This window comes from Microbacterium sp. NPDC089321, from assembly GCF_040684935.1.
Classification (GTDB): Bacteria; Actinomycetota; Actinomycetes; order Actinomycetales; family Microbacteriaceae; genus Microbacterium.
Genome location: NZ_JBFBGX010000001.1, coordinates 612,018 through 626,613 on the forward strand (window position 1 = coordinate 612,018; position 14,596 = coordinate 626,613).

General features: G+C 69.8%; 10 protein-coding genes. 2 read left to right on the forward strand and 8 right to left on the reverse strand.

The features are described from left to right. Positions 1–58 precede the first annotated feature (58 nt). Both AB0N59_RS02870 and AB0N59_RS02875 read right to left on the reverse strand, forming a co-directional pair. Entirely contained in the window at positions 59–268 is a 210-nt protein-coding gene (locus tag AB0N59_RS02870) for a heavy-metal-associated domain-containing protein (protein WP_363478426.1), read from the reverse strand. A 97-nt stretch (positions 269–365) separates the two neighbouring features. Then, positions 366–1,391, reverse strand: coding sequence for a GGDEF domain-containing protein (locus tag AB0N59_RS02875; RefSeq protein WP_363478429.1), 1,026 nt, complete (start codon positions 1,389–1,391; stop codon positions 366–368). 94 nt (positions 1,392–1,485) lie between these two features. Here AB0N59_RS02875 and AB0N59_RS02880 point away from each other — a divergent pair, with 94 nt between their 5' ends. Next, the gene (locus AB0N59_RS02880) at positions 1,486–2,199 is read left to right on the forward strand and encodes an EAL domain-containing protein (RefSeq protein ID WP_363478432.1); all 714 of its coding nucleotides are present in this window, start codon (positions 1,486–1,488) and stop codon (positions 2,197–2,199) included. On the opposite strand, the gene AB0N59_RS02885 is transcribed toward AB0N59_RS02880, so the two are convergent. From AB0N59_RS02885 to AB0N59_RS02905, 5 genes are all read right to left on the reverse strand, one after another. After that, positions 2,161–2,364, reverse strand: coding sequence for a hypothetical protein (locus AB0N59_RS02885; protein ID WP_338041562.1), 204 nt, complete (start codon positions 2,362–2,364; stop codon positions 2,161–2,163). The two genes, AB0N59_RS02880 and AB0N59_RS02885, sit on opposite strands and share 39 nt — an antisense overlap. After that, the gene (locus tag AB0N59_RS02890; protein ID WP_363478436.1) at positions 2,361–3,791 is read right to left on the reverse strand and encodes a glycosyltransferase family 2 protein; all 1,431 of its coding nucleotides are present in this window, start codon (positions 3,789–3,791) and stop codon (positions 2,361–2,363) included. The genes AB0N59_RS02885 and AB0N59_RS02890 overlap by 4 nt, the downstream gene beginning before the upstream one ends. A 33-nt stretch (positions 3,792–3,824) precedes the next feature. Next, positions 3,825–6,668, reverse strand: coding sequence for an AAA family ATPase (locus AB0N59_RS02895; RefSeq protein WP_363478439.1), 2,844 nt, complete (start codon positions 6,666–6,668; stop codon positions 3,825–3,827). A gap of 50 nt (positions 6,669–6,718) precedes the next feature. After that, the gene (locus AB0N59_RS02900) at positions 6,719–6,940 is read right to left on the reverse strand and encodes a hypothetical protein (RefSeq protein ID WP_363478442.1); all 222 of its coding nucleotides are present in this window, start codon (positions 6,938–6,940) and stop codon (positions 6,719–6,721) included. Positions 6,941–7,035: 95 nt separating this feature from the next. After that, positions 7,036–8,787, reverse strand: coding sequence for a beta-galactosidase family protein (locus tag AB0N59_RS02905; RefSeq protein ID WP_363478445.1), 1,752 nt, complete (start codon positions 8,785–8,787; stop codon positions 7,036–7,038). A gap of 107 nt (positions 8,788–8,894) precedes the next feature. On the opposite strand from AB0N59_RS02905, the gene AB0N59_RS02910 reads away from it, so the two are divergent. After that, entirely contained in the window at positions 8,895–9,920 is a 1,026-nt protein-coding gene (locus tag AB0N59_RS02910; RefSeq protein ID WP_363478448.1) for a LacI family DNA-binding transcriptional regulator, read from the forward strand. 185 nt (positions 9,921–10,105) lie between these two features. Here AB0N59_RS02910 and AB0N59_RS02915 read toward each other — a convergent pair whose 3' ends face one another. Further along, positions 10,106–14,470, reverse strand: a complete 4,365-nt coding sequence (locus AB0N59_RS02915) for an endo-alpha-N-acetylgalactosaminidase family protein (RefSeq protein WP_363478451.1) — start codon at positions 14,468–14,470, stop codon at positions 10,106–10,108. Positions 14,471–14,596: the final 126 nt, after the last annotated feature.

Consider the following 14,596-nt stretch of genomic DNA (forward strand, 5'->3'; position numbering starts at 1 on the left):
CACGGTGTGCTCCTTCTGAGGTCGGGAATGAGAGGGATGCCGCGGGGCGGTCAGCCGATCAGGCCGACACCGCCCGGTACCCGGCCTCGTCGACGGCCGAGATGACGGCGTCGGCGTCGATCGGGGCAGCCGAGGTGACGACGAGGCGCCCGGTCTGCGCGCTGACGTCGATGCCCTCGACGCCGGCGACCTTCTCGACCTCTTCGCGCACGGACATCTCGCAGTGGCCGCAGGTCATCCCCGTCACCTGGAACTCGGTGGTGCTCATGGTTTCTCCTCTCGTTCGGGTACCCCCTCGGGGTACTCTCACCAGAGTACTACCAGATACCCCCCAGGGGTATTCCCGTCTTGCGGAAGATCCGCGCTCAGCGTCCCCGCTTGTCCCGGTACATCTCCGCATCCGCCCGCCGCAGAACGGACTCGAGCGTCTCGTCGCGTCGCACCTCGACGACACCCCACGACCACGGATGCGCCGCCAGCCCCCGCATCCGCCGCATCATGTCGGCGGCACCCGCCTGCGGAGTGTCGGGAAGCAGCATCACGAACTCGTCGCCGCCGATGCGCGCCACCAGATCTCCCGCCCGCGACATGGCCCTCCACTGCGAGACCAGTGTCATCAGCACGGCATCGCCCGCATGATGACCCTCGATGTCATTGACCGCCTTGAAGCCGTCGAGGTCGAGCAGAGCGACCGACAGCGGGCGCCGGGAGCGTGCCGAACGACGCATCTCCTCATTCAGGTGGTGCGTGAGGCCCCGCCGGTTGAGCGCACCGGTGAGCGGATCGGTGGTGGACTCGACCCGCATGCGATTGCGAACGAAGAATCCCATCTCGAGGCAGATCCAGCTCATCACCAGCAGCCCGAACACGTTCGCAGCGCCGAACAGGCCGGCCAGCGGGTCTCCGGGCACCGACTCGCCGCCGAACGGGCCCAGCACCATCGCGGCTCCGACCGTGATCAGGATGCCGAGCTCGGTGACCCGCCCGATGCGACCCCCGTAGAACCAGGCCAGGTAGATCGCCATCACCGGCAGCTCCTGGATGTTCGCCACCGCGTTCTGCCGCTCGTTCGAGAATCCGATGTAGTACACCGACACGGCGGCGTGCACGAGCACGAGCACGAAACCGGCCCAGCGGGGAACGCGCATGCCGAGGATCAGCACCGCAGCCGCCCCGAGCAGCGCGATCAGCAGGAGGCCTGCGTTGAGCAGGATCTCGAAGAGCGAGATATCGTCCTCGAAGAGCTCTACCAGCAGCAGCACCCCGAAGAACACGCAGAGGATCGCCGTGATGATGGAATAGACGGAGGTGCGTGACCTCGCGCGCCGAAGCCACGACGCGTTGAGCCAGCGGAGCTCTTCGGCTTCCGCGCGAATTCCCTGATCGACCACGACTGTCCATCCCCTTTCGCCGCCAGCGCCAAGTCCCCCTCGTCGTCAGGCTACCCTGACCAATACACTGGTATACCGCTTAGACCGGAGTCTGATGTCTTCCACTGCCAATGCGCAAGCCCACTTCCAGCCGATCATCGATGTGCAGCGGATGCACGTGGTCGGCTTCGAGGCTCTCGCGCGATTCGACGACGGCGTCTCGCCGCTCGAGCACCTGCGCGTGGCCGAGGAGGAAGGGCGCCGCGAGCACCTCGAGCTGCAGCTGATCGAGGCGGCGGTCGATGCCGCGGCCTCTCTCCCGGCCGAAGGCTTCGTGACCCTCAACGCCTCGGGCCGCACCATGTCGTTCCCCGAGCTCGCCGAGGTGCTGCGCCGCGTCGACCGCTCGTGGGGCCTGGAGCTGTTCGAGGGCGCTGAGCCCAGCGAATGCCTGGCCGTGCGCGACCAGGTCGACCAGCTCGGCGGGTTCCTGCTCATCGATGACGCCGGAGCCGGCTTCGCCGACGAGAAGCGCATCCGCGATCTTCACCCCGACATCGTGAAGATCGACCGTGCGCTGTTCTGGCGGTCTCTGACCGAGGCCGACGGCAGGGATCAGCTCGCCCGCATCCTCCAGGCGGCCCGCGATGTGGAAGCCCGCACGCTTGTGGAGGGCGTGGAGGATGCCGCTCAGCTCGACGCCGTGCGCGAGCTCGGCGCCGACCTGGCGCAGGGGTACCACCTGGGCAGACCGACCGCCGTCGACCGGGTCGCCGAGATGCTCGACGATCTACAGCGGCGCGTCGGGGTAGATGCTTCGGGTCTCTGACCGCCGGCTCGCACCCGTGTGGCCGCGACGCTGCCACTGGGGCAGCACCTTGATGAGGCCGAGCACGACGTAGATGAGCGTGTTGATCGCCACGAAGGTGGCGAGCACGCCGAACCAGTCGCCGTAGAGGATCGATTCAGGCAGCAGGATGCCGGTGCGGATCACGAACGCGCCCCCGTCTTGGTCGTGTGGTCGACGTGCTTCCACGTCGCGCTGCGCCCGAAGGCGATCTCGAACACCCCGCGCAGGAAGGCGAGGTTGAGGAAGCAGTCGTAGACGAGCTCGGGGAAGACGAGCGCCGCGACGATCCGAGCCCGCCAGCCGCCCTTCCACGCGGTCACCACCCGTTCGACGGCGAACAGCAGTCCGATGATGATCCAGAACGGGAACCACACCCAGGTGTCCATCGCGAGGATCATGATCAGCAGCAGGCCGAAGTAGGCGAACAGGGCGAGCACGCCGTAGCCGATGCCGATCTGCTGCGCCCAGTAGCGCATGGTCTGCGGGGTGACGCCGTAGGCGCCCAGATTCTCGAGGGCACCGCGCTGCCAGCGCAGACGCTGCGCCCACAGCATCCGCCAGCTGGGCATCAGCTCGGTGATCACGCTGCACTCCGACGGGGAGATCGTGAGACCGCCCAGCGACTTGATCGCGATCGTCAGCTCGTTGTCCTCGGTGAGGGCGAGAGTGTCGTACACCTCGCCGGGGATGCCGGGCAGATGCTCTCCGCGGGCCGCGGCGACCTCGCGCAGTGCCACCGCGCGGAACACCGACGCCGTGCCGGTGAGCACGAACACCCGGCCGCGACGGCGGCGGATCTCTCGCTGATAGCGGATGTACTCGTTGCGCTGGAACTGGCCGATCAGCCCGTGGCCCTCTTCGCCCTCGAAGAGCCCGCCGACGGCCATGAGCGCGCGGTCATCGGCGAAGCGGCGAGCGGCCGCGGCGAGGAAGCCGTCGCCGATCTGACTGTCGGCGTCCATCACCATGACGGTGTCGTTGTCACCCAGGGTGGGCAGCAGGTCGGCGAGCGCCTGGTTGAGAGCACCGCCCTTCTTGTGCGTGTTGCCCACGGTCTCGAACACATCGGCCCCGTGCTGCCTGGCGACCTCGACCGTGCCGTCGGTGCAGTTGTCGGCGACGACGATCACGCGCTGCGGGGGTCTGGTCTGCTGCTGCAGCGAGGTGAGCGTGTGGGGCAGCGACGCCTCTTCGTTGTGTGCGGGGATGAGCACGGTGACGGTGACCTCGCCCGCGAAGACGCCCCGCGTGCGCGCCATGACGACCCTCGGGGCGAGCGGCAGCTCGGTGACCTCTGCGCCCGCTCGCCGGTACCGGGATGCGACCACGCGCTCGCTGATCACGACGAACGCGACGAACAGCAGAGCGAGCGCCAGCGCGACAGCCATGACGCCGACGTTGGGCAGGTCGGCGCTGTAGAACAGCCGCCAGATTCCGGCGAGCGAGACCTCTACCGGATGCCAGAGCTGAGGCGGATCGGTGACCGCGATGCCCCACCAGAGCAGCGCAGCCGCGGCGAGCACCACGACGATGACGACGAGTCCGACCGTCCGCTGAAAAAAGCGGTTCACAGCATCCCTTCCGCTCCCCAGCGTGCCCCTACTCTACCCATGCAATATATCGGCAGGGCCGACGCGATGCTGTGCAGCGGCCTCGGTGCGCGACGAGACGCCGAGCTTGCGCAGCACCGCCGACACATGCACGCTCACCGTCTTGATGCTGATGAACAGCCGGTCGGCGATCTGCCGGTTGCTCAGCCCCTCGGCCAGCAGATCGAGCACCTGGCGCTCGCGGTCGGTGAGCTCGGTGCCGTCGCCGCGCGCCGGTGCCGCGCCCAGCCTGCTCGCCTCGGCGAATGCGGCGGTCTCGCCCTGCAGGCGTGCGTGGCCGATGCGATCGGCGATCGCGGCGGCATCGGCGAGAGACGCAGCCGCCTCCGCCCGATCCCCACGCTCGGCGACCAGCGCCCTCGCGAGCTCCAGGCGCAGTGCGGCCGCGAAGACCGCAGGCCCATCGGGGAGGTCTGCGGACGCGAGGGCCGAGCGCAGCGCATCCGACGAGCCGTCGAGCAGCGCGTCGAGCATCGCCGACCACTCGGGCCGGAGAGCACGATGCGGCTGCCACGCCTCCTGCACACGTGCGCAGACCTCGGCCGCCCGCTCTCGCGCACCGGCGACGCGCAGCCCGGCGACGATCAGCCCTCCATCGAGCAGCCGGCGGGCCTCGTGCGCGAGATGCGGCCCGTCATCGTCGATCATGCGCAGCAGCGTGGTGGCGGCGTCGGGCATCCGCCCCGACCCGATCGCGAGCGTCATCTCGATGTCGACGAGCGCGTACCAGACCTGGCGCTCGGTGGTCGCGGCGGTCTGCATGACCGGCCGCCACTCCTCGAGCAGCGACGCCGCCTCGTCGATGCGGCCGCGCCAGACCAGCGCCCGTATGCGCGATGCCGTCGTGTACACGCGGAAGATGCGATAGGTGCGCACCACCGAGTCCTTCGCGAGCAGCTCTTCGACGCGCTCGATGCGGCCGAGCTCGAGCAGCGGCTCGACGAGGTTCTGAGTCAGGATCGACCCGGTCGTGCGCTGCACGCCCACCTGCCGTGCCTGCTCGATGCCGGCCTCGGACGCGTCGACCGCGTCGTGGAACCGGCCGAGCGTCGCCAGCGAGTCGGAGTAGTTCACCGAATAGCGCAGCACCGCGTTGTGCTCGCGCGCGTGCTCGCGCGAGATCGCGTAGAACCGCATCGACTCCTCCGCGCCGCTGAGGTGCAGGTGAGACGCGCCGAGGACGTTCGCGGCGACCGAGACCACGGCATCGAGCCCGGCCTCTCTTCCGAGACGCAGCGCCTCATCGGCGGCGTCGATCGCCTCGCTCAGCGCCCCCTCGACCATCAGCCGGCCGGCCAGCACGTTCAGCAGCGTCGCCCGCAGCGGGGCGTCGTCGACGCCGTCCATCAGCGCCAGCGCCTCACGCAGCAGGGCGACGGCGCCCGGCCGGGCGAGGTTCTGCAGGTAGAGCGCGCGATCGCGCAGCAGCCGCACGCGCACCTCGGTCGGCGTGTCGTCGTCGACCTCAGCCATCGCGAGGTCGACGACGGTGAGCGCCCGCTCGTCGAACCCGGCGTTGCGCAGGATCGATGCGAGCCGCGACAGCAGCGTGAGCCGGGTCATGCCGGTCGCGTCGGCGGCGTCTGGCACCTGCTCCCACAGCTCCGACGCCAGCTCGCCGTACTGCGCGGCGGTCGAGAAGGCGTAGCTGCGCTTGGCGCGATCCATCGCGGCGATGGCGGCCACCAGCGCGCGCCGCGCATCGTGCGCCTGATGCCAGTGGAACGCGAGCGCCGCCTCGTTGCAGCGTTCGCCCCGCGCGTCGAGGGCCTCGGCGTACGCACGGTGCAGGCGAGCGCGCTCACCCGGCAGCAGATCGTCGTGCACGGCCTCGCGGAGCAGCGCATGCCGGAAGCCGTAGCCCTCGTCGCCCACAGAGAGCACCGCGGCGCTGACGGCCTCGCGGATGGCGGCGTCGAGGCTCTCGTCGCCGAGCCCGACGAGAGTGCTGAGAAGCTCGTGGTCGACGGTGTCGTCGGCGGCCGAGACGGTGCGCACGACGCGGCGCGCGTCGTCGCCGAGCGCGTCGAAGCGCACGAGCAGCACGTCGCGCAGCGACTCGGGCAGCGGACCCGCCGCGCTGCACGAGAGCTCTTCGACGAAGAACGGCACGCCCTCGGATCTCTCCATCAGCCTGGCGAACGCGGCGTCGTCGGCGGGGCCCTTCAGCCCTTCGAGCATCGCCCGCACGTGCACCGCATCGAGCCGGGCGAGCGTGATGCGCTCGAGCAGCCGGGCGCGATCGGCCTCGACCAGGAAGGTGCGCACGGCGCCGCCGCGGCGGACCTCGTCGACCCGGCAGGTGAGCACGAACAGGATGCGGCTGCCGGCAAGGGCGCGCAGCAGGAACGACAGAGTCGACAGCGTCGCGTCGTCGGCCCAGTGCAGGTCTTCGACGACGACGACGAGCGGATGCCTGGTCGCAGCCGCCTCGAGCACGTTTGCCAGCGCCTCGCGCAGCACCTCCGGTCCGGCGGCGCGATCGAGTGCGACGTCGCCCAGCTCGGGCAGGAGGATGCGGAGTGCGGCGCGCGCGGGACCGGCGGCCTCGGCCGCGGAGTCGCCGAGCGCGGCGAGCGCCCCCCGGAGGATGGCGGGCAGCGGGGCGTAGGGCGCCGGGGTCGATCCGTAGTCGAGGCACCACCCGGTCAGCACGAGCGCGGCATCGGCCGTCTGCTCGCGGAACTCGCGCAGCAGGCGCGATTTGCCGATGCCGGCCTCGCCCGCGACGAGCACGGCTGCCGCCTCGCCGCCCACGGCCCGCTGAAGGGCAGCGCCCAGCGCGGCCAGTTCGGCGTCACGGCCCACCATGTCGGCGGTCGGCACGATGAGGGACATGCTCTCATCGTGCCACCGGCCGCCGACAGGAGGGGCTGCGGCGATGGGCGTCACGCTTCAGCGGCGACGCAGCGGGCGCCCGCGGGGCACGAGGCCTCGGCGCGGCGCATCCGCGCGGACAGCGCCCGGCGCAGCATCCGCGTCACGAAGCCGTCGCGGGCGACGACGCGCGAGGGGTTCTCGGCGATGATGCGGCGGCGCTCCGCCGCCTGCGCGAGACGCTCGGTCTCGACGGCGCTGGCCTGGTAGGTGAGATAGGGGTGCTCGTACATGGGATCTCCTCTTTCCGTGCAGCCCTACACTCCTCGCTGAGGGGGTGGAGCTGCATCGGGACAAATCCCTATATGCGGCGGTCGGGCACCTCAGATCACGACCCGATGAACTCCTCGATCTGGCCGTACTCGGCTGCCTCGCGGATCTCGACCGTCGCGCCGAGACGGTCGGTGTCGAGCACGACGATCTCGTTCTCTCCCTCGCGCCACAGCGGACCGGGCGCGTAGAGCGTGACCTGCGGTCCTCTCTCCCACAGGCGTCCGAGCAGGAAGCCGTTGAGCCAGACCAGGCTCTTCGCAGAACCCGGCAGCGCGAGCCAGGCGTCGGCCGGGCGCGAGACGGCGAGGGATGCCACGGCGAGCCCATCCTGCCCGGCCGCGCCGGCCGCGGTCAGCGGGGCGTCGAGCGGCAGCACGCGGTGCTGCCAGCCGTGCACGTAGCGGCGGCCGTTGAGCACGACGCCTCGCAGGATGCCCTTGTGCTCGCCGGTCAGCGGGCCGTAGTTGATGCGACCCAGGCTCTCGACCACGATCGTCAGCCGGCCGACGCCGCCCTCGGCGGGCAGCGAGACGGTGTGCTCGCCATCGTGCTCCATGACCCCCACGCGCTCGTCGTCGACGTACAGCACCGCGCGGTCGCGCAGCCCCAGGATCGACAGCGTCGACGCAGGCGGGAACGACAGCTCCGCCTCGTAGGCGACGAGGCCGTCCTCGGCGCCGAGCCGCTCGAAGGTGAGCGGCTGCGCCGCGGTCGCGGCGACCGGCTGCGCGCGCACGACGTCGAGCAGCGAGGCGGTCGGCACGAGAGGGGCGGATGCCGCGGGCTGGTGCTCAGGGGAATCAGGAACCGGCGGCAGCTCTGCCGGATGGAACGGAGCGAACGCATCGCGGAGGGCGGCGAACTTGTCGTTCACGGAGCCGTCTTCGCCGATCGGGGCGTCGGAGTCGTACGAGGTGATGGTCGGCTGGATGTGCGTGCCGTCATGGTTGGCGCCGGCCCAGAGCCCGAAGTTCGTGCCGCCGTGCGCCATGTAGATGCTGACGGATCCGCCGGCGTCGAGCAGCTCGCGCACGGTCGAGATCATGCTGTCGGCCGATCGCACGTGGTGCTTCTCGCCCCAGTGGTCGAACCAGCCGCCCCAGAGCTCGCTGCACATCAGGTGGTGGTCGTCGCGGCGCAGCGCGACGGCCTCCTGCACGCCGGTTCCGAACGTGAAGGTGCCCATCACGCCCGGGATGCTGCCGTTCAGCACCATGTCGGCCATGGTGCCGTCGGCGGTGGTGAGCAGCTCGACCATGCCGCGCGAGAGCAGAGCATCCCGCTGATGCGCGAGATAGGCGGCGTCCGACCCGAACGAGCCGTACTCGTTCTCGACCTGGATGAGACGGATGGGGCCGCCGTGCGCCGCCTGCAGCGGCACCAGCTGCGGGATCAGCGCGTCGAACCAGCGATCCACGGCGTCGGTGAACACGGGATCGCCGGTGCGCAGGGCCGAGGTGCGGGCGGAGAGCCAGAACGGGATGCCGCCGTTCGACCACTCGGCGCAGATGTACGGGCTGGGGCGCACGTACACGTCGAGCCCCACCTCGCCCGCGAGGCGGATGAAGCGCGCGACGTCGCGCCATCCGGTGAAGTCGATGTCGCCCTCGACGCGCTCGTGGAAGTTCCACGGGATGTAGGTGTCGACGGTGTTCGCGCCCATCGCCGCGAGGCGCCGCAGCCGGTCTTCCCACTGGTCGGGGTGGATGCGGAAGTAGTGCACCGCTCCCGACAGGATGCGATGCGGCTCGCCGTCGCGGAGGATCTCGCCGTCGCGCCAGGTGAGAGAGGGGGATGCTGAGGACATGCGTGTTCCGATCACTGCCGACAACCAGGGATGTTTGCGATCACATTACCGCACATGCCCGGGCTGAGATTGCCGGGATTCCGCGGGGATACCGTTACCATTGCCGCATGTCACCGCGTCGTCAGGGCCCCGATCGCGCCCCGAATCAGATCGATGTCGCGCGGGTCGCCGGGGTCAGCGCGCAGACCGTCTCACGCGTGCTCTCGGGCCACCCGAACGTGCGCCCGGACACGGCCCAGCGGGTGCACGCGGCGATCGAGACCCTCGGCTACCGCATCCATGCGGCGGCCGCGTCGCTGGCATCCGGGCGCACCCGCATCCTCGGCATGATCGTCGTCTCGACCGATCGCTACTCCTCTGCAGCGCTCGGAGCCGGCGTCGAGAAGGCGGCGGCGGCGAACGGCTACACCGTGACCACCGCATCGGTGGCAGACCACTCGTCGAGCTCGGCATTCATCGAGGCGTTCGATCGCCTCGAGCGCCAGGGCGCAGAGGGCATCGTGCTCGGCGTGCCCGTCGAGCTCGACAGCCCCGCGATGCGCGCGCGCACCGAGCGCACCCCGTCGACGCGCAGCGAGGTCGCCTCGCTGCAACCAGACGCTCCGCTGCTCGTCGACCAGCACGCGATCGGACGCCTCGCGGTCGAGCACCTGCTCGACCTCGGCCACCGCACGGTCTGGCATGTCGGCGGCGACGAGTACTGGATCGAGGGGCGGCACCGCCGCGAGGCGTGGGAGCAGGCGCTGCGAGAGCGCGACATCGTGCCCCCGCCCGTGATCCCCGGTGAATGGACGCCCGAGTCGGGCTATCGCGCCGGCCGCACGATCGCCGCGATCCCCGACGCCACCGCGGTGTTCGTCGCGAGCGACGAGATGGCCTTCGGGCTGATCCGCGCCCTGCACGAGGCCGGTCGCCGCGTTCCCGAGGACGTGTCGGTCGTCAGCGTCGACGACATCGCCCTCGCCGCGTACGCCTCCCCCGCACTCACCACCGTGCGGCAGCCCTTCGAGGAGATGGGACGGGCAGCGGCCCTGCGGCTCATCGCGCACATCGAGGGCACCGACGCCGACGAGGTCTCCGACCTGCACCCCGAGCTGGTGGTCCGGGCATCCACGGCTCCACCGCGCGGCTGACCCCCTCCCCCGCCGCCGCCCCGCGCCCGCCCCGCCCGCCGCTGAGAAACCACATCTCGCGTGAGAAACCACGCCTCACGTGGTTTCCCACGCAGAGAGTGGTTTCTCACCGGGGGACGAGGGGACGGGGACGAGGGGACGAGGGGGCGAGGGGGCGGATGCCGGGCATCCGCCCCCTCAGGCGCCTACGACGCGCAGACCAGCTTCGCGTCGGCCCAGTCCGCGTGGTCGCGGTAGTTCGGGCCGTTGGTGTCGACCGCCAGCTCGAGCACCTCGACGCCGGTGACGTCGACCGAGATCGCCTTCGCGGGGTCGGCCCAGGTGATCGAGCCGGTGTCCTTCAGCACGTCGCCGTCACCCAGCACGCGGAAGATCACGTCTCCCTCGCCCTTCTCGTCCTTCGAGTCGTCGAGCCCGACGCTGGCGGTGAACGTGCTGCACTGGCCGCCGAGGTAGACCTTCACCGACGAGTCGGCGTGCGTGCCGAGGCCCTTCGCGAACGTCACCCCGCCGATGGTGAGCGGCGAGCCGTCGCCCGAGGCGTCCTCGCCGTTCGACATGTCGCGCTCGACCGGACCCCAGCCGTTCGCCTCGCTGACGAAGGGCAGGTCGCTGACGTACACGGTTCCCTTGGGGGCCGTGCCCGTGCCGCCGCCGGTTCCCCCGCCGGGGTTCGACGCGTCGCCGCACTCGAAGGTGGCGTCGGCCCAGTCGGCGTGGTCGTTGCCGTTGCCGTCGCCCGCGTCGCCCGCCACCAGCTCGACGTACTGCCCGCCGGTGATGTCGGCCGACAGGTCGAACGTCGCGGAGGTCGCCTTCATCGCCGGCGAGGTGACCACCGTGCGGCCGTCGACCTTCACCGAGAACACGACCGAACCGCGGGTGGGCTGCGCGTCGTCGATGCCGACCTTCGCGGTGAACGCCGTGCAGTAGCCGCCGAGGAAGTACCTGATGCTGCTCGGCGCGTGAGCACCGAGGCCCTTCGCGTACGTCACTCCGTTCAGAGTCAGCGGCTTGCCGTCGCCGAGCCCCTGCTCGCCGTTCGACATGTCGCGCTCGACGGGGCCCCAGCCGTTGGTGGCGCTGACCCAGTCGTGATCGCTCGCGAACACCGTGGTGGTCGGCGGCGCCGGCAGCGTCTTGACCGTGGTCGTGCCGCTGACGGTGCGCGGGCCGATCGGGTCGACCGTCGTGGTGTAGGTCGCCGTCACGCCGATGTCGTACGAGCCGTCGGCGTCGCCGGGTGCCGTGATGCGCCACTCGGTGACGAGCTTGCCCTTGGCTGCGATGCTCTCAGCCGTCGCCGGCGTGACCGCCTCGGCGGTCCAGCCGTCGGGCAGGTCGAGCGAGACGGTCACGTCCGAGATCGGCGCGCTCTCATCGGAGGTGAACGTCGTGGTGAACGGCACGGCCTTGCCCTGCTCGATCACGTCGACGTCGAGTTCACCGGCGATCTGCGCGCAGGCGGGGATCGCCTCGGACGCCCCGAGATCCTCGACGAGGAAGTCGTCGACGATGAGGTCGGACGCCCCGTCACCGGTGCGCTCGAGTCCGACGAACGTGTCGCCGCACGGGCTCGCATCGATGATCTGCTCGAATCGGGTCGTCTCGTGCACCTCGCCGAGGCCCGTGCGCTGCGTCACCCGCGGCCCGGTCGTCGAGTCGTAGCCCGTCACCCAGGCGTACTCGCCGGCCTTGGTCGACTGGTGGTCGAACGACACGCGGTAGCGGTGCCCGGCCTCGAACGGCACCGAGTACTCGGTGGTGCGGTAGACGAGACCGGAGTTCTCGTCGTGCGCCATCAGCGACCAGTCGCCGTTCAGGATGTTGTCGATCTTGCGACCGTTCCAGCCCTTCTGGGTGAAGCCGTTGCGCTTGGCGATGTGGGTGCGCGGGTCGGTGGTGCCGCCCGCGTTGCCCTTGTAGAAGGGCCCCCAGCCGGCATCCACGTCTTCGAAGTCCTCGCGGGCGATCACATCGCCGCCGAGCTTCGGAGCCGCGGACTCGATGATGCGCACGTCGTCGATGCGCACCGCGGCGTCGCCGTCGCCGGTCGCGATCGAGAGGGTCGGGCGGATGCCGTCGGCCGCCACCGAGAAGTGCACCTTGAGGCGCTGCAGGGTGCTGCCGTTCCACTCGTCGGACGCCATGTAGTTCACCGCGTTCGACGAGTCGATGCCGACGCTCGCGCTCTTGCCACCGGGCACCGAGACGCTCAGGGTGGTCGGGCGGGTCTTGCCCTTGTCGACGCCGACCCACGCGCTCGCGGTGTACTCGCCCGCAGCGAGCTCGCCGAGGCGCTGCTGAACGGATGCCTGGCCGGCGCCGAACAGGGCCGACCGGCGTCCGAGCGAGTCCCGCTCGATCGTCACGGCGCCCTTCGGGCTCCAGGCGCCGAGCGTCGTCTCGTTGAAGCCGGGGTCGACGACCGGGGTTCCCTGACCGAAGCGGGTCTTGCCGGGCAGTCGGCTTCCGGCATCCGCCTTCTTGCCCGCGACCAGCACGTACGGCTGTCCGGCCTTCGCGTCGATCGTGACGGCGCCGTTCACGACGGGGACGTCGGCGACCTTCGTGCGACCGCCGTCTCCGAGCGAGAACAGCTGCAGCGACGCGCTGCCTGCGAACTGATCGGTGAGGTTCCAGGTGGTCGAGCCGCCCGCCGGGTTGTAGTGGTACAGCTTGTCGATCTTGCCGCCGTCCTTCGACGACCACGGCAGCAGGTAGGTGCCGCCGCGCAGCACCTCGTCGCCGCCCACGGTGATCGAGCGGTTCGCGGCTGTCGTGCCCGTGACCCGTACATCGCCCTCGAGGTCGATCGCCTCGTCGGTCCAGCGGGTGATCTCGTGATGCTGCAGGAACTTGGCCGGCACGTTGGCCGTCCACACGTTCTTCAGGAAGCCGTTGAAGTCGTTCTGTCCGGTCCAGCCCTCGAACTCGATGATGTGGCTGGTGCCGAGACGCGCGTCGGGGTTCCAGACGTCCGCCTCGGTGTTGTTCACGAACCTCAGGATCTGGGAGTTGATGCCCTTGTTGGTCGAACCGCCGTACTTCTCGTCGTTCGCCCAGTGCGACCAGGTGTTGTTGGCCGGGAGCTTGTCGGCCCACTCCGAGCCGACCCGGAAGCCGTGATCGATGAGGGAGTCCTGGATCGACTTCGCCAGCCAGCCGTACTGGTAGTAGACGTCGACGTAGACGAAGTCGAGGTTGTCGTGGGTCGCGTCGGCGAGCTCTCCGATGCGCTCATCGAGCTGGCCGGAGAGGATGTCGTAGCGCTGGTCCATGTAGTACGACTGGTCGAGCCAGTTCCAACCCGGCGCCTTCGGGTCCATGATCTCGTCGCTGAACGAGTTGGCCTCGGGGTAGATCTCGGTGGCGTTGATGTGCACGCCGAACGAGGCGTTCCACTTCTCGCCCGCCTCGAGGGCCGCGTTGAGCTCGTCGAGCCCGCCGGCGCGGTCGTTGAAGTTGTCGCCGTAGTCGGTGTTCGCCGAGTCGTGGCCCTCGCTCGTGTAGCCCTTGAGCATGGCGACCTGCCCGAGGCCGTCGGTGTTGAGCGAGATGCGCTTGACGTCGTCGAGCGTGCGGAGGAAGGGGTGGGTGGCCTGCGAGGCGAAGTTGAACGGGATGTGCGTGATGACGTTGTCGGGCGTCTGCTCGCCCTTGTAGGGGCCCACCCGCAGGTCACGCAGCGCGATCGCGCCGTCCTGCCAGTCGACGTAGCCGTCGGCATTGGCATCCGGGGTGATGGCGACCTTCACCCAGGGCAGATCCTCGGTCTGCGTGCGGTCGGTCTTCGGCGACGCCGCCGGGCGGTACAGCCACTGGCCGCTCGAGATGCCGACCTCGACGTTCTCGCCGTCGTTGACGGCCTGACGCCAGAAGTTGCCGCCGTCCTTGTTCGCGGGGCCGCTCGACGAGTCGTAGAGCGCGTTGGTGGTGAATGCCGCGGCGAGCTGGCCGGTGTTCGCGATGATCGTGTTCGACGAGACCGGCTTGGCGTCGAGCGGGGTGGCTGCGGTGACGGGGATGAAGGTGTCGCCCGACACGGCGCGGTCGACCGACAGGTTGGCCGCGGCGACCGCGGATCCTGCGTCTGCCGATGAGACGGTGACGAGGTTCTGACCCGGGATGCGCAGGGTCGTGATCTTCTCGTCCGGGTCGTCGATCTCGGTGAACTTCAGCGTGACGACGTTCTTGGCGACGCTGAGGCGGGCGGTGAGCGTGACGCCCTCGAGCGCGGTGGGCGTGATGACGTACTCGACGGTGCTCTTGTCGATCTGCGTGTGCGCGACGGTCACGGGCTGCGCGGCACCGTTGATCTCGATGCTCGTGAGGGCGGTGTCGTTGCCGCGCATGACCGCACCGCTGGCGCGATCGACGTACTGCACGACCTGGGGGAAGGCGCTCGACGCCCGCACCTCGAGCGCGCCGGTGCGCAGCACGATGTCGGAATCGGCGCCCATGGCGGGGGCTGCGGTGAAGGCCGAGAGGCCGGCCGCCACGACTGCGCAGGTGAGGCCCACCCCCGTCCACCGTCGTTGGTTTCTCATTCGCTCGTTCTCCTTTGAATCGGCTGGCGACGGTCACGATGATTCCAGATGATGTTTGCGAAAACAACTGCATTTCGGAACATTCCGCGGTGGCACGTTGATCCGGGTGAGAACGCAAACAGCATC